General features: G+C 58.1%; 21 protein-coding genes and 2 tRNA genes (1 of these 23 only partly in view). 11 read left to right on the forward strand and 12 right to left on the reverse strand.

The features are described from left to right. Positions 1-25: 25 nt before the first annotated feature. Together AC0V6K_RS09465 and AC0V6K_RS09470 are read left to right on the forward strand one after the other, a co-directional pair. Positions 26-99, forward strand: a tRNA-Cys gene (locus AC0V6K_RS09465). A gap of 22 nt (positions 100-121) precedes the next feature. Next, positions 122-197: transfer RNA gene (locus tag AC0V6K_RS09470), tRNA-Thr, on the forward strand. Between the two features lie 15 nt (positions 198-212). Here AC0V6K_RS09470 and AC0V6K_RS09475 read toward each other — a convergent pair. From AC0V6K_RS09475 to AC0V6K_RS09500, 6 genes are read right to left on the reverse strand one after another with little or no spacing between them, the layout of a single operon-like run. Continuing rightward, complete coding sequence (locus AC0V6K_RS09475; RefSeq protein WP_472621622.1) at positions 213-836, reverse strand: riboflavin synthase; 624 nt, start codon at positions 834-836, stop codon at positions 213-215. 24 nt (positions 837-860) lie between these two features. Continuing rightward, positions 861-1,835 carry a bifunctional diaminohydroxyphosphoribosylaminopyrimidine deaminase/5-amino-6-(5-phosphoribosylamino)uracil reductase RibD gene (ribD, locus tag AC0V6K_RS09480; RefSeq protein WP_472621624.1) on the reverse strand — a complete coding sequence of 325 codons (975 nt, stop codon included), beginning with the start codon at positions 1,833-1,835 and terminating at the stop codon, positions 861-863. A gap of 4 nt (positions 1,836-1,839) precedes the next feature. Next, complete coding sequence (locus AC0V6K_RS09485) at positions 1,840-2,313, reverse strand: hypothetical protein (RefSeq protein WP_472621626.1); 474 nt, start codon at positions 2,311-2,313, stop codon at positions 1,840-1,842. A gap of 57 nt (positions 2,314-2,370) precedes the next feature. Next, positions 2,371-3,093, reverse strand: a complete 723-nt coding sequence (locus tag AC0V6K_RS09490; protein ID WP_472621628.1) for a M48 family metallopeptidase — start codon at positions 3,091-3,093, stop codon at positions 2,371-2,373. Next, the gene (locus AC0V6K_RS09495) at positions 3,090-3,533 is read right to left on the reverse strand and encodes a YcgN family cysteine cluster protein (RefSeq protein ID WP_472621630.1); all 444 of its coding nucleotides are present in this window, start codon (positions 3,531-3,533) and stop codon (positions 3,090-3,092) included. Before AC0V6K_RS09495 ends, AC0V6K_RS09490 begins: the two co-directional genes overlap by 4 nt. Further along, positions 3,521-4,156 carry an SCO family protein gene (locus AC0V6K_RS09500; RefSeq protein ID WP_472621632.1) on the reverse strand — a complete coding sequence of 212 codons (636 nt, stop codon included), beginning with the start codon at positions 4,154-4,156 and terminating at the stop codon, positions 3,521-3,523. Before AC0V6K_RS09500 ends, AC0V6K_RS09495 begins: the two co-directional genes overlap by 13 nt. 98 nt (positions 4,157-4,254) lie before the next feature. Between AC0V6K_RS09500 and AC0V6K_RS09505 the strand changes: the two genes are divergently transcribed. The 4 genes from AC0V6K_RS09505 (at position 4,255) to AC0V6K_RS09520 (ending at position 9,021) form a co-directional block, all read left to right on the forward strand. Then, the gene (locus AC0V6K_RS09505) at positions 4,255-4,899 is read left to right on the forward strand and encodes an ankyrin repeat domain-containing protein (protein ID WP_486172618.1); all 645 of its coding nucleotides are present in this window, start codon (positions 4,255-4,257) and stop codon (positions 4,897-4,899) included. Position 4,900: 1 nt separating this feature from the next. Continuing rightward, positions 4,901-5,587, forward strand: a complete 687-nt coding sequence (locus AC0V6K_RS09510; RefSeq protein ID WP_472621636.1) for a COQ9 family protein — start codon at positions 4,901-4,903, stop codon at positions 5,585-5,587. A gap of 124 nt (positions 5,588-5,711) precedes the next feature. Beyond that, on the forward strand, positions 5,712-6,242 hold the full coding sequence (gene ssb, locus AC0V6K_RS09515) for a single-stranded DNA-binding protein (protein WP_472621638.1): 531 nt from the start codon (positions 5,712-5,714) through the stop codon (positions 6,240-6,242). A 199-nt stretch (positions 6,243-6,441) separates the two neighbouring features. Beyond that, positions 6,442-9,021: a YadA-like family protein gene (locus AC0V6K_RS09520; RefSeq protein ID WP_472621640.1), complete on the forward strand. Its 2,580-nt coding sequence runs from the start codon at positions 6,442-6,444 to the stop codon at positions 9,019-9,021. 108 nt (positions 9,022-9,129) lie between these two features. Here AC0V6K_RS09520 and AC0V6K_RS09525 read toward each other — a convergent pair whose 3' ends face one another. Both AC0V6K_RS09525 and AC0V6K_RS09530 read right to left on the reverse strand, forming a co-directional pair. Then, positions 9,130-9,663 carry a YceD family protein gene (locus tag AC0V6K_RS09525; RefSeq protein WP_472621642.1) on the reverse strand — a complete coding sequence of 178 codons (534 nt, stop codon included), beginning with the start codon at positions 9,661-9,663 and terminating at the stop codon, positions 9,130-9,132. After that, positions 9,660-10,187 (reverse strand): ubiquinol-cytochrome C chaperone family protein, encoded by a 528-nt coding sequence (locus AC0V6K_RS09530; RefSeq protein WP_472621644.1) that lies wholly within the window; start codon positions 10,185-10,187, stop codon positions 9,660-9,662. Before AC0V6K_RS09530 ends, AC0V6K_RS09525 begins: the two co-directional genes overlap by 4 nt. A gap of 317 nt (positions 10,188-10,504) precedes the next feature. On the opposite strand from AC0V6K_RS09530, the gene AC0V6K_RS09535 reads away from it, so the two are divergent. After that, positions 10,505-10,936, forward strand: coding sequence for an outer membrane protein assembly factor BamE (locus tag AC0V6K_RS09535; protein WP_472621646.1), 432 nt, complete (start codon positions 10,505-10,507; stop codon positions 10,934-10,936). 43 nt (positions 10,937-10,979) lie between these two features. Further along, positions 10,980-11,540: an ATP-dependent protease subunit HslV gene (hslV, locus tag AC0V6K_RS09540; RefSeq protein ID WP_472621648.1), complete on the forward strand. Its 561-nt coding sequence runs from the start codon at positions 10,980-10,982 to the stop codon at positions 11,538-11,540. A 6-nt stretch (positions 11,541-11,546) separates the two neighbouring features. On the opposite strand, the gene AC0V6K_RS09545 is transcribed toward hslV, so the two are convergent. Continuing rightward, positions 11,547-12,008, reverse strand: a complete 462-nt coding sequence (locus AC0V6K_RS09545) for a hypothetical protein (protein WP_472621650.1) — start codon at positions 12,006-12,008, stop codon at positions 11,547-11,549. A 193-nt stretch (positions 12,009-12,201) separates the two neighbouring features. Here AC0V6K_RS09545 and hslU point away from each other — a divergent pair, with 193 nt between their 5' ends. From hslU to AC0V6K_RS09560, 3 genes are all read left to right on the forward strand, one after another. Further along, on the forward strand, positions 12,202-13,503 hold the full coding sequence (gene hslU / locus AC0V6K_RS09550; protein WP_472626098.1) for an ATP-dependent protease ATPase subunit HslU: 1,302 nt from the start codon (positions 12,202-12,204) through the stop codon (positions 13,501-13,503). Next, a complete protein-coding gene (locus AC0V6K_RS09555) occupies positions 13,503-13,904 on the forward strand; it encodes an ACT domain-containing protein (RefSeq protein ID WP_472621652.1) in 402 nt (133 codons plus the stop codon). Before hslU ends, AC0V6K_RS09555 begins: the two co-directional genes overlap by 1 nt. Positions 13,905-13,998: 94 nt before the next feature. Continuing rightward, positions 13,999-16,875 carry a M16 family metallopeptidase gene (locus AC0V6K_RS09560; RefSeq protein WP_472621654.1) on the forward strand — a complete coding sequence of 959 codons (2,877 nt, stop codon included), beginning with the start codon at positions 13,999-14,001 and terminating at the stop codon, positions 16,873-16,875. Positions 16,876-16,895: 20 nt separating this feature from the next. On the opposite strand, the gene AC0V6K_RS09565 is transcribed toward AC0V6K_RS09560, so the two are convergent. The 3 genes from AC0V6K_RS09565 to AC0V6K_RS09575 all read right to left on the reverse strand — a co-directional run. Beyond that, the gene (locus AC0V6K_RS09565) at positions 16,896-18,728 is read right to left on the reverse strand and encodes an ABCB family ABC transporter ATP-binding protein/permease (RefSeq protein WP_472621656.1); all 1,833 of its coding nucleotides are present in this window, start codon (positions 18,726-18,728) and stop codon (positions 16,896-16,898) included. 56 nt (positions 18,729-18,784) lie between these two features. After that, complete coding sequence (locus AC0V6K_RS09570; RefSeq protein WP_472621658.1) at positions 18,785-19,765, reverse strand: aspartyl protease family protein; 981 nt, start codon at positions 19,763-19,765, stop codon at positions 18,785-18,787. 98 nt (positions 19,766-19,863) lie between these two features. After that, on the reverse strand, positions 19,864-20,967 hold the 3' portion of the coding sequence (locus AC0V6K_RS09575) for a lipopolysaccharide biosynthesis protein (protein WP_472621660.1). Its footprint extends 390 nt past the window's final position; the window shows 1,104 of its 1,494 coding nt (coding positions 391-1,494); its start codon lies beyond the right edge, outside the window; the stop codon is at positions 19,864-19,866.

Consider the following 20,967-nt stretch of genomic DNA (forward strand, 5'->3'; position numbering starts at 1 on the left):
GCTCCGCTCGGAAATCGGGCGGCTCGGCCCGATGGCGGAGTGGTGACGCAGCGGATTGCAAATCCGTGTACGCCGGTTCGATTCCGGCTCGGGCCTCCACATCTCACCCGCGTGAGACAATGCCGCTTTAGCTCAGTTGGTAGAGCACATCATTCGTAATGATGGGGTCACGTGTTCGAGTCACGTAAGCGGCACCATCTGCACCACCCGACTTAGGCAGCGGAAGTGAGGCCTTGCATGCGTTTCAGATAACGCGCGAGTACGTCAATCTCGAGATTGATCTGGTCGCCTTCAGCCAAAGAGCCGAGAGTTGTGACCTCACCAGTGTGGGGGATAATGTTGAGCGCAAAGTCGCAGGTGCCGTCGGCGCGATCTCGCACATCGTTCACAGTCAATGACACGCCGTCGACCGTGATCGAGCCTTTCTCCGCAATGAAAGGTGCCATTTCGGCCCGCGCGCGGATGACCACGCGCCATGAATCGCCCTCGCGCTTTGACACTACGACTTCTCCGATGGAATCGACGTGTCCGGTCACGATGTGGCCGCCCAGCTCGTCTCCGACCCGAAGCGAAGGCTCAATGTTCAGTTTGCGGCCTTGGGTCCATTGATCCTTCACTGTTCGGGAAACCGTCTCAGCGGAGACATCGACATCGAACCATGCATCACCAGCTGTGCCGCCGCGATCAACCACCGTAAGGCACACACCTGAGCATGCGATTGAAGCGCCGATATCAATGCGTTCCGGGTCCAATGGCGCAGCTATTCGCGCGCGAAGATCGCCGCGCTGTTCGACGCTTGAGATGGTGCCAATGGCGGTGACGATACCGGTGAACATGCGTGATCCTGCGTTTTCGGGAGACTATCGTGTTCTGAAATAGGCAGTGAAACTGTCGCTGCCAAGCCGCCATGTTTCGCCCATACGCCAGCGACCATGCACGCCTTCAAGACTGTCGATGCCCAACGCACCCAGGCCGCGCAGGCCGTCACCGATCACAATCGGCGCGCGGTAGAGGTGGATTTCATCGATCAGATCCTCGCGCAGGAAGCTCGCGGCGGTTTCTGCCCCGCCTTCAACGTAAAGGTATTGCGTGCCATCGAGCTGGCGAACTTGATCAGGTCGGTTGATCACAGTGGCACCGTCTGGTTGCACGCCGCGCGTTAGCACGATGCGCTGCGGGCTTCGGTCTTCGATCCCGATCAGTCGGACATCAAGCCGCGGTTTGTCGGTCCGCCAAGTGCCGCCGCCAACAAGGATGGCGTCGTTTTTTGCACGCTGGGCATGAACGTGAGCGCGCGACTCTTCGCCAGTAATCCAGCGGCTGGAGCCATCCGCCAAAGCGATGCACCCATCCAATGACATGGCGAGTTTCAAAGTGGTGTAAGGTCGGCTACGCGCGGCTTGGGTCAGATAGCCGTTCAGGCTGGCCCGAGACGCTTCATCGTCCAGCACCTTGACATTGATGCCCTCGCGTTCGAGCCTTTCGATGCTCCGGCCCCCAGTGCGAGGATCGGGGTCTTGCTGTCCGATGACCACGCGTGAAGGCCGCGCGGAGATGATCAGGTCAAGGCAAGAAGGACCGCGTTCGGACGTGTGCGCGCACGGCTCCAACGTTACCACCAGTGACATGCCTTTTGCGCCGCCGGGTTCAATTTCTTCCAGCGCATGCGCTTCCGCGTGTGGCCGCCCGCCTTGCTGCGTCCAACCGCGCGCAGCGACAGTGTCGTCTTTGATCAATATCGCGCCGACACCCGGATTGGGCCGCGACATAGGACGTGCCCGCGCAGCCAAGCGCGCAGCCGCTGCCATCCAGTCGCGATCTGCCAACTGGTGCATGCGCTTAGGGCGTTCCGCCTTCATTGGAAGCAGAGCTGGAGTCCTCGTCGCCGAAAATCTCGTCTAGCTCTTCCTCCCGCTCCGCCTTTGCCCGCGCGCGCTCTGCATCCGCGCGCTCTTCAATAGCGTCAACGTCCATCCCTGCGGCGGCGCCCAGCGCTTTGTACATGTCGCGCTTGCGCTGAGCCATGCGTTCTTCTTCCGCTTCACGGAGCTCTTTGAGTTCCTGATTGGCTTCATTTGAAGCGATGATTTCTTCATCGCTCCGGTTTTCGTCTAGCGTCGTGATGTAAGTGATGCTTGGCTTTTCGGGCGTCACATATGCCGTTTCGCCTGACAGCCACCAGAAGATAATCGCGAAAGGAATGGTAGAGATCGCGAGGATCGGCCAGCGATAGGGGTTGGGCTTCTTGAACTCGGTCCAGAAGTCCATCAGCCCCGGCTTGGGGTTAAAACGGGATTTCTCAAGATTGAGCATGCACGCTAATATAGTGTGTCAGGTGGCTATGCGCCAGCCTATGCTTGCGCGGCCCGACTATCCAAAGCTGGTGTAGAGAGAACGGCCATGCCGTTTGAGCCACTGGTCTGCTCGTTTGATATCGTCTTCGTAAATGTCGTCCAGCAGAGCGTGGAATGCAGGGCTGTGATCGAAATGGACGAGGTGGGTGACTTCATGCGCGACCACCGATCTGCGGACGAAATCCGGGGCTTGAACCAATCGCCAATTCAATCGGATGCGCGATTTGTCAGAGCAACTTCCCCAACGCTTCTGAGCGCGGGAAAGACCAACCGGCACCTGGTCCAACTTGGCGTTGGCGCAATATTCGCGCATGTCCGCTTCAAATAGTGCCAGCGCCTGTCGCTCAAGCCAGCGCTGGATGCGCGCAACCATGCTTTCCTTTGGGCCACCGAGCACCATTTGGCCGTCATCCAGAACCGGCATCCGCCGCGCGGTTTCATCCCAAATCAGAGTGAGCTTCTCACCCCGAAATGAGATGTGTCCTCCTGGTTCGGGGGCCTTTTGCTGCGGTATCTTGGCATGTTGCTCGCTTAACCATTCAGCGCGAGCATGCGCGAATGCGATGGCCTCGTTGGCGTTGGCCCATTTGGGCAACGTGATGTTCACTGCGTTGCCGTCGGGAGCCAACCGCATGGTGAGGCGCTTGGCTGTGGGATGTCGGCGTAAGGCAATCTGAATGCACTCACCATTGAGCTCGATCTCCGGATCAACTGCATCACGCTTCAGCCAATCGATCACGCTGTGTCCCAATCGATAATGTGGTGCTCCAACGGACCGGCATCGGCTTCGCTGACAACACGCCCTGCGACCGAAACGCCTGCATGTTTCACGGCTTCACGATCACCGCTCAGCAAATAATGCCAGTCTGGAAGAGCTTCATTCTGTGCTCGGCGGCGATAGGCGCATGTCTCAGGCAGCCAGGGCACGTCGTCCATGATCGCCAAGGTTAAGCGCAAGCAATCCGGGACGTAGGCTTTGCGATTGCGATAATCGCTACACTGAGCGGTTTCGGTATTCAGCAGTTTGCAGGCGACATTGGTGTTCTCGATTTCGCCAGAATCTGCGTCCTCGATCTTATGCGTACAGCAACGGCCGCATCCATCGCACAGGGCCTCCCATTCGGCGCGGGTAAGCGTGCCTAGCGGAAGTTCCCAAAAGCGTTCTCTCAACGAACCCATTGATCCAGTTCCCTGGTTACACCTTCGGCGCCTTTATCAGTCGGAATAATGCCCAGAGGGTCGCCCTCGGGGCTAAACAGGTATGTGAAATTCGTGTGCGAGATGTCGTAATTGCCTTTGTCGTCAGGCTCGCCTTTCGTGGCGACCGAACCGAACAGCTTTTGCACTTCGATGATCTCTTCAGGGTCGCCCGTCATTCCAACAAGGCGTGGGTGAAACGCGCTCACAAACTGATCGACCACATCCACGTCGTCACGCTCGGGATCGACCGTGATAAAGATCGGCTGGATCTTGCCCTTATGTTCGGGATTGGCTTCTTCAAACTCTTTAAGTCCCTGCGAGAACCTCTGCACATCCGTCGGACAGATGTCGGGGCAGTAGGCAAAGCCGAGATAGACCATGCGATACTTGCCATCGAAGTCGGACCAGCTGACAGGCTGGCCTTTGTTCGAGGTCAGGGTGAATTCGCCGCCATAAGGGGATCCACGAAGATCAACACCGTCAGGCGATGGCCCGGGAGGTGCTGTTTCCGAACAACCGGCAAGGGCGAGGGAGGTCGCGCAAAGCGCGATGGCAAAGCCAAATAGTTTTGAGTGTCGAGAAGGCTTGGCGGGGTGGTTCATGGTCTGCTAACTAACGAACATGCATCGGACACCCCGACGAGTTCGAGTGATAAGTTCCTCTGCTCGATTTGTGACAGGAAATGAAAAAGGATCATAGCGTGACTGCTGGCGTTTTGCGCAAATTAGGTCTCTCGCTGGTTTTTGCCAGTGCGAGTTTGGCAACTCTGGGCGGAGTGGTTGCAACGTCGCCAGCGGCTGCGCAATTCCAGTCTGATGGATACAAGTTTCTGAAAGCGGTGGATGATCGTGACGGCGACGCAGTGACCGAGATGCTCAATGAGCCAGGTACACAGGTCGTCAACACGCGGGACATCACCACCGGTGATACGGGCCTCCACATCGTTGTCGCCCGGCGTGACCTCACTTGGACCAAATTTCTTTTGCAGCGCGGTGCTGATCCAAACATTTCCAACCGCAAGGGGCAAACCCCGCTTCAGCTGGCGACAACATTGAACCTTGTTGATGTGGTCGAAGAGCTGCTGAAGCGCGGAGCTCAGGTCAATGTCAGCGATCAAACTGGTGAGACGCCGCTAATTTCGGCCGTCCATCAGCGCAGTGTTCCGATGATTCGCCGCCTGCTCGCACAAGGGGCTGACCCGGACGAGAATGACAATTCCGGTCGTTCCGCGCGCGACTATGTAACGCTGATGACGAGCAACTCGCAATTGCTGCGGGAGTTTGAAAAAGCGGACGAAGATCGCAAATCAGCGGGAACCCCAAAGCAATACGGGCCTTCTTTCTAACATGACCGATGCTGCCACCGACTTCGCTGACATGACGCTGGACGAGCTGCGCATTGCGCTCGCCCCTGATATCGCCGCTTCGGCGATCTTTGACGGGTGGAATGAAACAGCTCTTGTGGCGGCAGCAGAGATGGCTGGGGCTGATCCCGAGGTGGCGAAGCTAGCATTTCCGGCCAAGCCGCTGAATGGCCGCGCGATGGATATGATCGACGCGTGGATCGAGCACGTCGATCAGGCGATGGAAGCGGAATGGCCGCAAGAAAAGCTCGCCGAGCTTAAGATCCGCGAGCGTATCCGTGCATTGGTGGCATTCCGATTGGAAGCGGTAACCGATGTTGATGAGGCTGTGCGCCGCGCGATGGCGATTATGGCGATGCCACAGAACGCCCCACGCAGCCTGCAAATCGGCTGGCGCTCCGCAGACCTGATGTGGCGCCTCGCTGGTGATACGGCGACGGATTACAATCACTACACCAAACGTACGATCCTTGCTGGGATTTACAGCGCGACACTCGCAGTGTTCGTCAATGACGACAGCGAAGGCAAAACCAAGACTTACGAGTTTCTCGACCGCCGCATTGACGGTGTGATGAAGTTCGAAAAGGCCAAAGCCAAGTTCGTCAATTCCGACCGTGAAATGCCAAGCCTGTCGCGATTTCTCGGACGGTTGCGTTACCCCTCTAGGTAGAAACCACCATATCGGAGGTGGATAAGCCAAGGTGCGTCTCGCGTCGGTGGCGATGGTGTCCTATTGTCTCTTCAAGAATCGCAATCACCATGTTGCGCTTGAGACTTAGGGGAAGGAATTTTCGATGGCGGGTTCGCTTAACAAGGTCATGTTGATCGGCAATCTGGGCGCTGATCCAGAAGTGCGCAGCTTCCAAAACGGAGGCAAAGTTTGCAACCTTCGCATTGCGACCAGTGAAACCTGGAAAGATCGCAACACCGGGGAGCGTCAGGAACGCACCGAATGGCACACAGTAGCCATCTTCTCCGAAGGCCTTGTCAACGTGGCCGAAAACTACCTCAAGAAGGGCAGCAAAGTCTTTATCGAAGGCCAGCTGCAAACGCGCAAATGGCAAGACCAGAACGGTCAGGACCGATACAGCACTGAAGTTGTCCTGCGCGGTTATAACGGCACCCTGACCATGCTCGATGGCCGCGGCGAAGGCGGCGGCATGGGTGGCGGTGGCCGTCAAGGCGGTGGCTATGGCGGCGGTGGAGGCCAAGGCGGCGGCGGTGCCAGCAGTGGCTGGAACCAAGGCGGAGGCGGCTCCGGTGGCGGAGCTGGAGGCGGTCAGGGCGGCGGCTACGACGACCTCGACGACGACATCCCGTTCTAGGCTCGTAGGAAGGCAAACTGCCTCATACGGCGACATAGCCCAATTCCTACAATTTGACTGCCGGATCCTCTGCTAGGGTCTAAGCACTAACATCGCTCGCATTGGGGGTGGCGATGAGAGAGTGTCCGTTTGGAAGACTTAGATTCCAAATGGTCAATTGGATTGGCCGCCCCTCGTTGCAAAATGGAGGGGAATTCCAATGAAAAATGCACTTCTTTTCTCGACCGCGCTTACTTTCGGTTTGGTCGGTTCATTTGCAGCTCCGCTTGAAGGGGCACGGGCCGATGATTGTCTGCTTGATCGCGACAATGACGGCAATGTTGATGCTGGCGCGACTGACAATGATGGCGGCGCGAATTCAGACAATGATGACACTTCGACCGCTTGTGGCATAGGTGCCGAGGCGACAGGTCAATTTGCCAGTGCCTTTGGCAGCATTTCCGATGCCTCAGGAGAACGATCCGTTTCAATCGGCCGCATTTCAGAAGCGAGCGGAAATGATTCTACCGGTGTAGGGCATTTTGCTACTGCGTCTGGACTCCAATCAACAGCGCTTGGCCAAGGCGCAGATGCTACAGCGGCACAGTCGACTGCGCTGGGCCAAGATTCACTGGCAAACGGGGTTGGCTCGCTTGCCGTTGGTCGAAGCTCAGACGCGCTAGGTATCGGATCGGTGGCTATTGGTGGGGATGGCACCGATGCTGGCGTCGATGGCGCGCGCGCCGTCTTCAACGACTCTACGGCTGTGGGCGCAGATACTTTTGCCAATGCCTTGTTCGCTACAGCATTGGGTGCCCGGGCGTCATCGACGGGTGAGCGCTCAATCGCGGCAGGGTCAGAGGCAAGTGCAAGCGCCTCAAACGCTGTTGCTATTGGCAATGCCTCTACATCCAGCACGGCTGGAAGTGTTGCCATCGGGGGTGACAATGACGACGGTGATGCGCTCGGTGCCCAGGCGACGGGCGACGACTCGGTCGCAATCGGCAGCGATGCAGTCGCGTCCGGTTCCCGTACGGTTGCGCTGGGTAATGGCGCGGTCGCCAACAGTACAGGCAACACCGCCATTGGTCAGGCATCAAGCGCCACCGGCATTAACTCGGTTGCTCTTGGTCAAACTGCCGATGCGAGCGGCAATTTTGGCGTCGCGCTCGGCGTGAATGCGCAAGCCCAGAGTACGCGCACTATCGCGCTGGGTGTATCCGCGGTCGCTTCCGCGGGAGATGCAATCGCTATTGGCGGTCTTTCTGAAGCGTCTGGCACAGACAGTATCGGTATCGGACAGGACGTGACTGCTTCCGGTCTCGCCTCCGTTGCAATTGGCGGAGACAGCGGGGACGGCGGAAGTGACGGGGCAATCGCATCAGGCAACAACTCGGTTGCCGTTGGTGCAGACTCGCTTGCGAGCGGCGAAGATGCGACCGCTATCGGGGCTGGTGCACAGGCAGCCGCATTTGCAACTTCATTCGGACGTCTTGCGATTGCAAGTTCAAGCGAGGCGCTTGCCATTGGTCAAAACAGCGACGCAACCGCCACAGCTGCGATTGCTGTTGGCACCGATGCGCAGGCTCTTGGAATTGGAGCGGTTTCCCTCGGTCGCCAAGCGAACGCCTCCGCTGGTGATGCGATTGCGATCGGACGATCCAGCGCGGCAAGCCAAAGCAATGCGTTAGCTTTCGGGGCATTTTCTGCAGCAACAGCTAGCAATGCGATTTCTTTTGGCAATCGCAGCGACGCCACGGGCTCGGGTGCGATCGCCATTGGAGGTGATGGGGGTGATGGCGACTCCGACGGCGCGCAGGCCACCGCCGAAAGCGCCATTGCCCTTGGCGCAGACACCAATGCCTCGGGACTTCGCGCTGTCGCAATCGGTAATGGTTCCAGCGCGGAGTTTGAAAATGCGACAGCATTTGGTGTCGATTCTTCGGCTACGGCCGCGAACGGAATGGCGATTGGACGTAACTCGAATGTTCAAGGAGCCAACGGTTTGGCCGCTGGGACCAACGCGCGCGTCATCAATCAAAACGGTTCGGCTTTCGGGTCGAGTGCCCGAGTCTTGGCCAACTCCGGCACTTCAGTTGGTGCCAATGCTTTGACCAATGGCACCCGCGGCACCGCAGTTGGCAGTCAGGCGGAAGCAGGGGCGTTCGCGACCTCTGTCGGCAACGCAGCGCAGGCGACAGGATCGCAATCGACAGCAGTTGGATTTGAAGCTGTCGCAGCGCAGACGGGATCGACCGCAATTGGCGCAGGCGCAACAACAACGGCGGCCAATCAGGTGACTATTGGCGGTTCAGGCAGTTCGGTACGGATTGGCGATGTCGCGGCGTCGACTGCGGCGCAAGTTGGTCCCGTCGAAGCGGTTACCGTCGACGGCAACGGAGTGCTCGGCACGACCGCGGTCGCAACCGCCGCCTCGGTGGCCAATGTCCGGGTGTCGATGAATGCGCTGGCGCAGGTGTCTGAGGCACAGTTCAACTCACTTTCCGGCCGCGTTGGGGCGCTCGAAACACAACTGGCAGGCGTGTTCGATTTGGCCAACACAATCGATAAAGACGCCCAGCAAGGGATCGCCGCGATCGCGGCGCAAGCCAATCCGCATTTCCCGTCAGAAGCAGGCAAAACAAGCTATGCCAGCAACGTGGCCACATATCGCGGCGAAGTTGGTGTCTCACTCGGATTGATGCACCGCTTGGACGGAGACGTCGCGATCACTGCAGGCGTGACCTATGCGGGCGGCGATTCAACCTCGGTGCGCGCAGGCATTGCGGGAGAATTCTAACCACTGGGGCTTCGAGCGCGAGTCCACTGGCCCGCGCTCGAAACCTCTTGGCGTCGCAGTAGATCTGGCCCTGTTCTTCAATCCGTTGCGCGAAGATTCAGGCTGAATTTAGTCCTTCTTCAGCGTAGCCAAAGCTTCGGCCAGCGGGCCGCTCGGCGTATCATCGCCGCTGATGCCGGCAGTCTTGCGAGCATTTTCCGCGTTGGGCCCTTCGGCATAGGGATCAATCGCAAGGCCGAGGGTCTGCGCGATGGCTTCACCTAAATCAAACATATCGCCTGAGTACTCGATCTCGTCATCGTCCTCGGTCGAAAGGTCGACTTCGATTTCGCCATCTTCGGTTTCTCTGGTCCGCAGGGCCGATTCTCGCACAAATCGAAGGTTGAAGTCCTCTTCGATGCTGACAGGGAAGTCTTCGCCCGAAACCGCGCATGACTGAACAATCTCTGCCGTCAGAGAACCGGATGCAATGATGGCCTGATCCGATTCTTCGAGCGTGATAGTGGCTGACAAAGCGTCCACTGATGGCAAGACAAAGCGTGCGGCCAAAGCGGCACGCTCTTGGGCATCCGCTTCGATCAGGACGGGATCGCCCGGGAGGGGGCGGACCTTTATCGGCCGCGCAAGCTCGGTCCCGCTCACCAGATGCCGCTCGCTTCCAGAATCTCCTCGTCGCTGAAGCCAGTTAGGCGTTCGGACAGAGCAAACAGCTTGTCTGCCACCCCTTCGGCGCCTGTGGTCTCATCCACGCTTTCGGAGAAGGTCACATTGCGTGCGACCGCATCGACAAGCTTTGCCCGGTCCTTGTCATTCAGCGCGCTGCGATAGGCACCCAGTCTGCCGCCCAGCACACTCATAAGTTTGCCGATACGCTTGCCGACCACAACGTCATTCACGCCAAACTCGCGCAGCTGCCCGTCCATGTCTTCGACGAAGAGCTCGGCAAGTAGCGCGCTCTCTGCTCGCATATCAGATGCCTCAACGCGCACCATCACCGTGCAAAGAATCGCGGTGATCAGATCGAACCGCCCCCCAACTGTATCCGCTACACCGCAATCGGCATAAAATGATGGTTCGCGCGCCAGCTCAACCACACGGTGCCATAGAGGTCGTATGGCTTCCCTTGGGTCGGGTGCGGTTCCAAGAAGGCGGGAGAGGAATGACATTAAATTGCGGTCTTTCTTTCGATCATGGACGAATAATCGTTTTGTCTGGCCAACTGTTGGCTGGCGGCGATGTTCCAACAGGCCGCCTTGGCCCGTATTCGCGCCAGTGTTGGGAGCCGTTCATCGCGAATTCAAGCGTTTCACCCCAGCTGCACATCTAAGTGGCGTTGCAAGGTAGGGCGCACCGGCCTAAAGCCTCACCCACGCGATATAGAGCGCGCCGAGCGCTGCGCAACAGACGGGAATTGAGAACTTTGGTTCAATCGAAGCAAAATACGGGCTTTAGCAAGCGCAAGGCCGCGACTTTGGCTCTCACTATGGCGATTGGCATCGGCCTGACCGGTTGCTCGTCCATTCGCGAATCGCGCGGCTATATCTCGGATCAAGTACTGCTTGATGCGATCCAGCCCGGCATTGACAACCGTCGGTCGGTCGAAGGCACTTTGGGCCGCCCGACCTTCACCAGCCAGTATGGTGAGCAAACCTGGTATTACGTTTCCAGCATCACGGGACGACGTCCGTTTGTACGTCCGCGTATCCGCAATCACGGCGTGCTTGCTGTGAAATTTGATGAGCAGGGCAATGTCGCTTCGGTGGAGCGCACCGGTGTTGACCAGGTCGTTTACCTCCAGCCGGATGGCGACAAGACGCCGACGCTGGGCCGTGAGCGCGGCTTCCTTGAAGACCTGTTTGGCAATATCGGCCAAGTTGGCGCGCCGGGCGCAGGCGCTGGCCCGGGCGGTCAGTAAGCCAATCGCTTGATCGGCGCGGTTCAAAGACCATATTGCCCATATGAGTGAACAGAACGACAGCCACGGACTGATTCAGTGGCACGGAACCACCATTGTTGGCGTCAAACGCGGCGATAGGACTGTGATTGCCGGTGATGGTCAGGTTTCCATGGGCAATACCGTGATGAAACCGAACGCGCGTAAAGTCCGGCGCATTGGCGAGGGCGGCAAAGTCGTAGCAGGCTTTGCAGGCGCAACAGCAGACGCCTTTACCTTGTTCGAACGGCTTGAAAAGAAGCTGGAGCAATATTCCGGTCAGCTCATGCGAGCGGCCGTTGAGCTGGCCAAAGACTGGCGCACTGACAAATATCTTCGCAACCTCGAGGCCTTGATGATTGTCGCCGACGAGGAATCTTTGCTCGTTCTGACAGGTAATGGCGACGTGCTTGAACCTGAAGGCGGCATCGCAGCCATTGGTTCGGGTGGGAATTATGCGCTCGCCGCTGCTCGTGCTCTTGCCGATTATGAAGAAGATGCTGAAGCAATCGCGCGAAAGGCGATGGCAGTCGCAGCCGATATCTGCGTCTTCACCAATGGGAATGTAACGCTCGAAACGGTGTAAGCGCGGTCAGGCTTTCCGTTTGCACTGTGCGACGGCTTCTTTCCGTTCGGCATCTTCGAACCAGGTCAGGTCATCACCCACGATATCAATCGTGACATTGTACGTGTTCTCAGGACGAAATCCTGCCAGCACCATCGGGCTTACTTCTTCGACAGGCACCAGCTTGTCATTGACCTTGAGATCCTGAAACTCTTCAGCGGTGGTGTGTACCACACTTGCGCCGTCATACTTCCACGACCCGGCGACCTTGCCACGCAGAACTGCGGTGGTGTCTTCCGTCTTTTCGACAACACGGATGGCACCTTCAATTTTGCCGTCTTTGGAATAGGTAAGCGTGTGCGTCATCTGCATCGCACCATCCGCGTCTTTCTTCGCTGGCTCGCATTCCCATGTGCCGACCAGCGTATCCTCAAAAGACGGATTGCAGGCGCCAAGCAGCACACAACTGGCGATGACTAACTTTCTCATCACTGGCTTGCCCCCACAAACGCCTCGAATCACTGTGATTTCAGAGTTACCGTGATTTTCACTATCGAACAACGACTTGTCTGCGTCGCGCCAGATGAGTGTCGTCTGAACACTCGTTTGGGTTCAGTCAGGGCTTGAACCATCGCCAGCACTCGCCAAATGGTCCGCAACACTAGAAAACTAAAAAGTAGGTCTGATGGACAACCTCACTCCGAAGGCGATTGTCGCCGCACTGGATGATCACATTATCGGGCAGAAAGATGCCAAGCGCGCGGTGGCCGTAGCGCTGCGCAATCGTTGGCGCCGGCAACGCCTTGGTCCGGAACTGCGCGACGAGGTTACGCCGAAAAATATTCTAATGATCGGTCCGACGGGCTGCGGTAAGACCGAGATCAGCCGTCGCCTTGCCAAGTTGGCCGAAGCTCCCTTTGTAAAGGTTGAGGCGACGAAGTTCACCGAGGTTGGATATGTCGGCCGCGATGTTGAACAGATTGCGCGTGATCTGGTCGAAGAGGCGATCCGGCTGGAGAAAGAGCGCCGCCGCGAGTCTGTGCGCGAAGCTGCGAGCGAAGCGGCAATGGAGCGCCTGCTCAATGCGTTGGTCGGCGACAACGCCTCCGAAGCCACCCGCGAAAGCTTTCGTCAGCGTATTGTCCAGAACGCGATGAACGAAGTCGAGGTTGAAATCGACGTCACCGAAGCGCCCAATATGCCCTTTGATATGGGCAATATGGGCGGCAATGTCGGCATGATCGATCTGTCCGACATGATGGGCAAGGCATTCGGCAAAACGCCGACCAAGCGCCGCAAGATGCGTGTGCCAGATGCGTGGGACAAGCTTGTCGATGAGGAGGCAGACAAACGCCTCGACGATGAAGATGTGAACCGCGTCGCGCTCCAGAATGCGGAAACCAACGGCATCGTGTTTCTGGACGAGATCGACAAGATCGCCGTCTCTGATGTGCGCGGCGGATCGGTCAGCCGTGAAGGCGTGCAGCGCGACCTATTGCCTTTGATTGAGGGTACAACCGTCGCGACGAAATATGGACCGATGAAAACAGACCACGTGCTGTTCATTGCCAGCGGCGCGTTCCATGTGGCTAAGCCATCCGACATGCTACCCGAATTGCAAGGCCGCTTGCCTATCCGCGTCGAGCTGCGTGCACTCACCGAGCAAGACTTTATCCGCATCCTCTCGGAAACGCGCGCGAACCTTGTCGAGCAGTACAAGGCGCTGATCGGGACCGAAAAGGTTGAGCTCGACATCACCGAAGATGCCGTGGCCGAAGTTGCCAAGATCGCGGCGACGGTGAACGAGAATGTCGAAAACATCGGTGCAAGGCGCTTGCAGACCGTCATGGAAAAGCTGCTCGAAGAAATCAGCTTCGAGGCCGAAGAGCACGAATGCGAGACGATCACGATTGACGCCGGCTATGTGAGCGAGCGCTTGTCCAACCTGGCGGGCAACACCGATCTTTCGAAGTACATCCTGTAATGGCAGGCGGTCCCGTCAGCGCGCTTTCAGATATGCTGGCGGAGATGCAGCCACAGCTGCACGAGCGGCCATACAGGTTTGTCGCGCACGGCCCGGACGATGATTTTATCGACTTGCTCGGCCGGATGTTTGCCTTTGTGCGCGAAGACGAGGGGGCAACTCTTGTCATCCGCTCTCGGGAGGATCAGCCGGGGTCGCATTTCGCGGGCATAACGTTGCAAGTGCATTCCGATCTGGAAGGCGTTGGTCTAACCGCCGCAGTTGCTACCGCGCTGGCTGACCAATGCATTGCCTGCAATGTGATCGCAGGCTTCCACCATGACCACTTGTTCGTCCCGTGGGACCGCCGCGATGAGGCCATGGCTATCCTGGTCAAGCTCTCCGAAGCCGCGCGTCGATAATTCTCGGCATTTCGCAGTCCCTGCCCGCTTAGAGCCTTGAGCGCCTGAAGCGCACAGGCTTTAAGGCAAGCACGAACAAACTCGGGGACTATCCATGATCAAGAACACAATGCTTGCAGGGTCGGCTGCAATCGCTTTGGCATTTACTGGACCGGCTCTGGCAGACGACCATGCGAACAGCGAACCTGCGGCCGCAGCACTTACGGCGCCCAAGATCGAATACACGATGTGGACTCTGGAGAATGGTCTTCGAGTTATTGCGATCCCTGACGACACAACGAGCACCGTCACCACATCGTTGTGGTACGATATCGGCTCCAAGCTAGACCCTGAAGGGCGCAGTGGTTTCGCTCACTTGTTCGAGCATATTCTAAGCCGCAAAACTGAGAATATGCCGTACAATATGATCTACGGCCTAACCGCCGACATTGGGGGCACACGCAACGCATCGAATTGGATCGATCGAACGAATTATTACGAGCAGGTCCCCGCCGCCTATCTCGAAACGATGCTCTGGACACACCGCGAACGCATGGCGAAGGTGGTGGTCGATGATGAGGTGTTCGAAACCGAACGAGGCGTGGTCAAAGAGGAACTCCGCCAGCGCGTTCTTGCCCCTCCCTATGGTCGATTGCAGCGATTTGTTCTGCCCGAAGCTGCTTACGATATCATGCCGCATCGTCGGCCGGGCATCGGCAGCATCGAGGACCTAGATAGTGCCACCCTCGACGATGCGCGCGCGTTTTACGAAGCCTATTACGGGCCTGATACCGCAACGCTGATCGTGGCAGGCAACTTCGAAATGCCGCGATTGAAGGAACTGGTTGGCCAGTATTTTGACGATATCCCGTCGCGCGCCAATCCGGTTGACCTGACGATCAGCGAGCGTGAGCCGGAACGCACTGGCCCGCGCACGGTGAATGCGACCGCACCCAATGTGCCGCTTCCCGTGATTGGCGGTGTCTGGAAAGGGCCGACCATCACCGATCCCGATGCCGCAGCGCTTGAAGTGCTGGAGGCCATCCTCTCTCGCGGGGATAGCAGCCGGTTTGATGCGGCATTTGTCCGAACCGGTCAGGCGGTTGATGCCGTTGCCAATGTCTCCACCTTCCGCGAAGCCGGTCAGATTGCAGCCTATGTGATCTTGAGCGGGCCAGACGGCATGGAAACGGCAGCCCAAACCCTTGATGAGGAAATCGAGCGGATTAGGACCGAGCCAGTGACCGGCGCGGAACTGGCGGAAGCGAAAAGCGAAATTGTCGCCAGCACATTGCGCCGCCGCGAAACATCGCGAGGGCGCGCGTTTGAGCTGGGTGAGGCTTTGGTCTCCAGCGGCGATCCCGATTTTGCCGACAAACGTCTGGGTGAGATCACCCAGGTAACTGCCGCGGATGTTCAGCGTGTCGCGGCCAAGTATCTCGATCCGCAGAAGCGTGTCACCATCACATATACGGCTGGTGAAGACGACTCATCGACCTACGCCAACCCCGTGCAGATGCCCGAGTTTCGCACTCTCCCGCCCGCAGTGGGCAAGATCCGTCAGGTGAAACCGGAAGGCGAGCGGATGGTGCCGCCAGGGCCGGGACCTTCGCCCGTTGTTGCTGCACCAGAGGTGGTCGAGAGCACTCTTTCCAATGGTATCCGTCTGGTCTCGGTTCAAACGGGCGACGTTCCGATCGCAACCATCTCCATGCTTGTCCCTGGCGGCAGCAAGACTGATCCGCGTTCAAAGGCAGGCATCGCCCAAATGGCGGCGGGCCTGGCCGACAAAGGCATTGAAGGCATGGACGCCGCCGCGATTGCAGCCAAGTTCGAAAGCTTGGGAGCATCTTTTGGCGGTGGTGCCAGCAATGACGGGACAAGCTTCAGTCTGAGCGCTCCGGTCGCGAACCTTAAGGAAGCGGGTAAGCTCGCTGCAGAGATCATCCGTGGTGCAAACTATCCGCAAGAAGAGTTTGATCGTGAGCGTGATCGCGCCGTGGCGGGCCTGCGTGTGCAGATGAAAGAGCCCGGCGGACTGTCGCGATACGTCGCTCGTGTCGCAATGTATGGTGACGCGCCCTACGGCTCACAGCCCGGAGGTACATCTGAAACGCTTGCTCAAATCACTCGCGAAGACTTGATCGCGCATCGCCAATCCTATCTGCATCCCAGCCGAATGCAGATTGTGGCCACTGGTGGGATTACGTCTCAGCAGGCGCAGACTGTTGCCGAAAGCATGTTTGGCGATTGGGCTGTTGCCACCCCTGCCGGAGCTGTGCCAGACGAAGCTGCCGGAGATACCCAACCCGTGCGAACCATCGTGGTGGATATGCCGGATGCGGGGCAGGCTTCTGTCATAGCGGCCGTCCGCGCTCCATCGCGCACTGGCGAAGACTATTTTGCGCTCGAGCTCGCCAACAGCGTGCTGGGCGGCGGATCAAGCGGACGTTTGTTCGAAGAGATCCGGACCAAGCGTTCGCTGAGTTATGGCGCATACTCCGGATTCGCCGACCGAAAGGACGAGTCCATTCTGCAGGCAAGCGCACAGACCAAGAATGAAACGGCCGATGAAGTTGCCGGAATCTTCCTCAGCGAGTTTGAGCGTTTGGGCAGCGAAGAGCTGAGTGAAGATCTTCTGTCTCGGCGGCGGCTCTACATGACGGGGTCTCTCGCGAGGCGTCTGGAAACCAGCGCTGGCTACAACGCGACAATTTCGTCGCTTCTTCAACAAGGCCTGTCACCTCAGGAAGCCTCCCGTTTCGCCGAGAGGCTGGCCGAGATTGGTCCGATTGAGGCGGGCGAAGCAGCGCAAACTTATGTTGATCCCGACAAGGCGACATTGGTGATCGTCGGCGATGCCAAGCAATTTGTTGAGGATTTGAAGAAAGTGCGCGGCGAGGTGGAGGTGATCCCCGCTGACGAACTCGATCTCTCAACCGCGAGCCTTCGAAAGCCAGTGCCAGAAGCGAGCTCTGGCGAAGCGGAGTAGGTGAAGCGGGAGGCGGGACGCTAGCTCGCCGCCTCCCCGTCTTCCTCAGTGCGTTCGGCAGCTTGCTGCGCCCACATCTCGGCATAAAGGCCGTTCTTCGCCAAGAGCTCCGCATGCGTGCCGCTCTCGGCCAATTCACCGCCATCCAGAACAAGTATGCGATCCGCATCGGCGATTGTCGAAAGCCTGTGAGCAATCGCGATCGTGGTGCGCCCGCTTGAGAGACGTTTGAGCGTGCCCAAGATCTCTTGCTCTGTTCGGGTGTCGAGCGCGCTGGTTGCTTCGTCCAGCAAGAGAATCGGCGGGTCTTTCACGAGCGTTCGGGCAATCGCCACGCGCTGTTTCTCGCCTCCCGACAACTTGAGTCCGCGTTCGCCAACCATGGTCTCGAACCGGTCAGGCAGCCGCTCGATCAAGGGCATCAGCGCGGCGTCGCGGGCGGCTTGCCCCACGGTTTCCTCGTCCGCGCCTTCCGCTCCGTATGCGATGTTGTATGCCAGCGTGTCGTTGAACAGGACGCTGTCCTGCGGGACAATGCCAATGGCTGCACGCACGCTTTCTTGTTGCATGCCAGCGATGTTCTGATCGTCAATCGCAACGCTGCCGGATTGTGGATCGTAGAAACGGAACAGCAGTCGTCCGATAGTGCTCTTACCTGCGCCCGAGGGGCCGACAATGGCAACAGTCTCGCCCGCGTTCACATCGAAGCTAAGTCCATTGAGGATTGTGCGCCCGTCTTCATAACCGAATGTGACATTGTCGAACCGTACTGATGGTTGGTTGATGCGAAGTTCCGGCGCGCCCGGTGTGTCCCGCACCTCGACATCTGTATCCATCAGCCGGAACATCTCGCCCATATCAACCAGTCCCTGCCGGATTGTGCGATAGACCCAACCAAGCAGATCAAGCGGACGGAACAGCTGCAACAGATAGGTGTTCACGAACACCAGATCGCCGACGGTCAACTCACCTTTGCTCCAGCCCCAGACGGTGTAGGCCATCGCGCCTGCCATCAGCGCATTGGTGATGAGCGCCTGAGTGATGTTGAGCAGGCCGAGCGAGTTTTCTGACTTAATCGCGGCTTCGGCATAGGCACGCGCTGCGCCTGCATAGCGTTCTTCCTCGCGGCTTTCGGCGCCAAAATACTTCACAGTTTCGAAGTTAAGCAGCGAGTCCACCGCGCGGTGCAGCGCCTGGCCATCCAAATCGTTCATCTCGCGGCGCAGCTTTGTGCGCCATTCGGTGATCCAGCGGGTGACGAGGATATAGGCGACCACTGTGAATGCGGTCGCAGCGACCAATTCCCACCCGAAATTTAGATAGAAGATAACGCCCACCGCGATCAGCTCGATGGCGGTCGGGGCGATGTTGAAGAGCAGGAAGTATAGCATCATGTCGATGCTTTTTGTTCCGCGCTCGATGATCTTGGTGACTTCGCCGGTGCGGCGCGAGAGATGGAAGCGCAAGCTAAGCCGGTGCAAGCGGTGAAACACATCCTGAGCAAGGTTGAGCGTGGCGACTTGGCCCACGCGCTCGAATGCCATGTTGCGCAAATTGTCGAACAGCACCGATGTGAAGCGGCCAAGGCCGTACGCGGCCACGAGAGCCAGAGCGACTGACGCGCCATCGCCCACTGGCCCGGCCATTTCGTCGGCCGCACCCTTATAGGCAAAGGGCAGGGCAAGGATCACACCCTTGGCCAACAATACAAACGTCATCGCCGCGACAATTCGAAAGCGCAGCGAGGGGTTATCTTTGGGCCATAGGTAGGGAAGAAAGCGCTTGAGCGTGTGCCACCCTTCCGCTTCGGGAGGAGATTGGTCGGTGCTCTGGATGTTTGTATCGGCGCTCATTACCCGCGGTCATGTGGGACCGCTTCGTCCATCGCGCAAGCGCTGGGGAGTCGTGCTTACTGAATGCCGAAGCGATTCAGTCGCCGCGCTTCGCGCATCGCCTTGGCCACATCGCGCGGCACATCGAACAAGATGCGCTTGCGAGCAAAGTCGATCGCCACCCGGTCAAACAGCCTGAGGTGCTGCATTCCCAAAGACAGAACCGGCTTGTCTTTAAGGCCCAGCGCTTCGAACGCGGGCGCATCGGCGAATGCCAGCGGGACATTGGTCAACTTCATGCCGCCAATATTGAGTGACCGGACATAGGAAAGGTGGCCGGTAAGCGACACGCCGTTCACATCGGTCGTTGTCACTTCGGATGCACGTTTGGTGCGGATGCGTTCACGCAATGCGTTGTTGGCAAGGCTCGCTTGCGCCCCGGTGTCAATGATAACAGTTGCGCGCACCCCTTCGACTATTGCGTCGGTTATGAGCAACTGGCCAAGCTTTGTCTTGGCCCGCACGATGATCTCAAAACCGCGCTTGCTGTTCGATGATTTGATGTCTTGAACGGCGATCGTATCATTGCGGAAATCGAACAGGACGCGGAAGTCCTGAAGGCTATCAAGGCCAATGATCCCGTCTGCGCCAACATTGCGCCTATGCAGAAGCGGTGAGACGAGTCCTGTTACTTCGTGTTGCCCGACGGTGAGCTTATCGAGTTCAACCACATCAACAGGACGTCGGCTGGCCATGCCGATCAAAGTCGCGGTGCCAACCGGCGTGAGCGAGAGGTTCGAGTTAATCTCATGGGTTACGGCGGTTGCCTGACTGCCGGTGTCGATCATGAAATCAAACGGGCCTGTATCGTCAATCATCACAGGGATCGTAAGGCGATTGTTCTTCTCGACTTCCAAACCAAGCACCTGAGTGGCCGGATTGGCAAGGTTGGGCGCAACGCTATCCAGAGAGGTAGGCGCCTTGGGCGCGGCTGGAGGCTCTACGCTGGAATTCATCAGCGCCAGAGGCAGTGTCGCGAGTGCCCAAGAATATGCCATAATCTGATCCTCTCCTCGCCGGGCCAGTTGATGCTGTCGCCGACATTCGGAGAGTATCAGACATCGGGGTATTGCCCAAATCGGATTGGGCGAGGGCGTTATGCAGGCGCGGCGCCGGGTTGCTGTTGCTGCCTCAGCATCGCCCAGGTTTCCAGAACGAGTGGGCGGTATGCGAACCAGAATGTTGCGGCGTAAACAGTGGCACCCAAAATCCCGTTCCAAACCAGCTCGAAGAAAGGTGAGTTAACCGGCGTGAAGTGTTGGGCCGCCAAGACAACACCGGCCATGGCAGTGCAGGCGATGGCAATGGGCAACAGCTCGCGCGCGAGCGCCAGTGGCGAAACGGCAATTCGCGGCAAGGTCATTGTCAGCGTGAAGAGCAGCAGCGCTGGAGCGGCCACCCACCAGGCATGGACCAGACCCATCGCGCCCGAGTCACCGGTAAAGAATCCGCCTTGGACACCCCACAGGAATGCCAAGGGCATTATGATGGCGCCTGCAATCGAGGTGGTTAGATAGATATTGGGCTTACCCATCGCGTTGGTCACCGGTGAGCAGATCAGGTGCAACGCAAACGCTGGCATGACCAGAGCAAGACCAGCAACAATCGGAATAAGGCCCGACCACTTCTCTCCCATCAGCACCAGAATCGCTTGCTCGCTGGTCAGAGCGAGGCCGACATAAATCGGTGCGGAGACCATCATCACCATCCGCGCGGTTTTGAGGAAGTAAGGTCCAAGCGGCTTCTTCTCTCGGTTCAGCTCTGAATACGCCGCGAGCGCAACCTCGTTGATCGGCGGGATAAAGCGCCCCGTTACTATCAGAGTGAGAAACAGCGCCTGAGTGTAGAGGCCAAGATCATAAGTCGGCAGCAAACGGCCTGCGATCACGACATCGCTCTGGCTCTGAATGATCCAGAAGAGCTGGCAAAGAGTAAGCGTGCCGCCATAGGTGACGAGATCCCAAGCGCCGCTGGGATTGAAGATAGGCTTTATCCAAAGCTTCGCGGCAATCATCAGGAAGATCGCGCGTGAGATAAAGATCGATAGGCCCGCATAGACCAATGCCCACACTCCCCATCCTAGCCATGCCAGAAAAAGAGCGGTGAACGCGCCGACGAGTGCGCTGCCCATGTTGGCTTGCCCTTGCTTGCGAAACTGAATCTTCCTCGCGAGCCATTCTGAAGGGAATGCGATGAAGGG

This window comes from Erythrobacter sp. S43 (genome assembly GCF_057364955.1).

What these genes read in the sequence shown, in the direction of transcription:
- AC0V6K_RS09475 (WP_472621622.1), bottom strand. Translation starts at nt 836, where the DNA reads ATGTTCACCGGTATCGTCACCGCCATTGGCACCATCTCAAGCGTCGAA.
- ribD (WP_472621624.1), bottom strand. Translation starts at nt 1,835, where the DNA reads ATGCACCAGTTGGCAGATCGCGACTGGATGGCAGCGGCTGCGCGCTTG.
- AC0V6K_RS09485 (WP_472621626.1), bottom strand. Translation starts at nt 2,313, where the DNA reads ATGCTCAATCTTGAGAAATCCCGTTTTAACCCCAAGCCGGGGCTGATG.
- AC0V6K_RS09495 (WP_472621630.1), bottom strand. Translation starts at nt 3,533, where the DNA reads ATGGGTTCGTTGAGAGAACGCTTTTGGGAACTTCCGCTAGGCACGCTT.
- AC0V6K_RS09500 (WP_472621632.1), bottom strand. Translation starts at nt 4,156, where the DNA reads ATGAACCACCCCGCCAAGCCTTCTCGACACTCAAAACTATTTGGCTTT.
- AC0V6K_RS09510 (WP_472621636.1), top strand. Translation starts at nt 4,901, where the DNA reads ATGACCGATGCTGCCACCGACTTCGCTGACATGACGCTGGACGAGCTG.
- ssb (WP_472621638.1), top strand. Translation starts at nt 5,712, where the DNA reads ATGGCGGGTTCGCTTAACAAGGTCATGTTGATCGGCAATCTGGGCGCT.
- AC0V6K_RS09520 (WP_472621640.1), top strand. Translation starts at nt 6,442, where the DNA reads ATGAAAAATGCACTTCTTTTCTCGACCGCGCTTACTTTCGGTTTGGTC.
- AC0V6K_RS09530 (WP_472621644.1), bottom strand. Translation starts at nt 10,187, where the DNA reads ATGTCATTCCTCTCCCGCCTTCTTGGAACCGCACCCGACCCAAGGGAA.
- AC0V6K_RS09535 (WP_472621646.1), top strand. Translation starts at nt 10,505, where the DNA reads ATGGCGATTGGCATCGGCCTGACCGGTTGCTCGTCCATTCGCGAATCG.
- hslV (WP_472621648.1), top strand. Translation starts at nt 10,980, where the DNA reads ATGAGTGAACAGAACGACAGCCACGGACTGATTCAGTGGCACGGAACC.
- AC0V6K_RS09545 (WP_472621650.1), bottom strand. Translation starts at nt 12,008, where the DNA reads ATGAGAAAGTTAGTCATCGCCAGTTGTGTGCTGCTTGGCGCCTGCAAT.
- AC0V6K_RS09555 (WP_472621652.1), top strand. Translation starts at nt 13,503, where the DNA reads ATGGCAGGCGGTCCCGTCAGCGCGCTTTCAGATATGCTGGCGGAGATG.
- AC0V6K_RS09560 (WP_472621654.1), top strand. Translation starts at nt 13,999, where the DNA reads ATGATCAAGAACACAATGCTTGCAGGGTCGGCTGCAATCGCTTTGGCA.
- AC0V6K_RS09565 (WP_472621656.1), bottom strand. Translation starts at nt 18,728, where the DNA reads ATGAGCGCCGATACAAACATCCAGAGCACCGACCAATCTCCTCCCGAA.
- AC0V6K_RS09570 (WP_472621658.1), bottom strand. Translation starts at nt 19,765, where the DNA reads ATGGCATATTCTTGGGCACTCGCGACACTGCCTCTGGCGCTGATGAAT.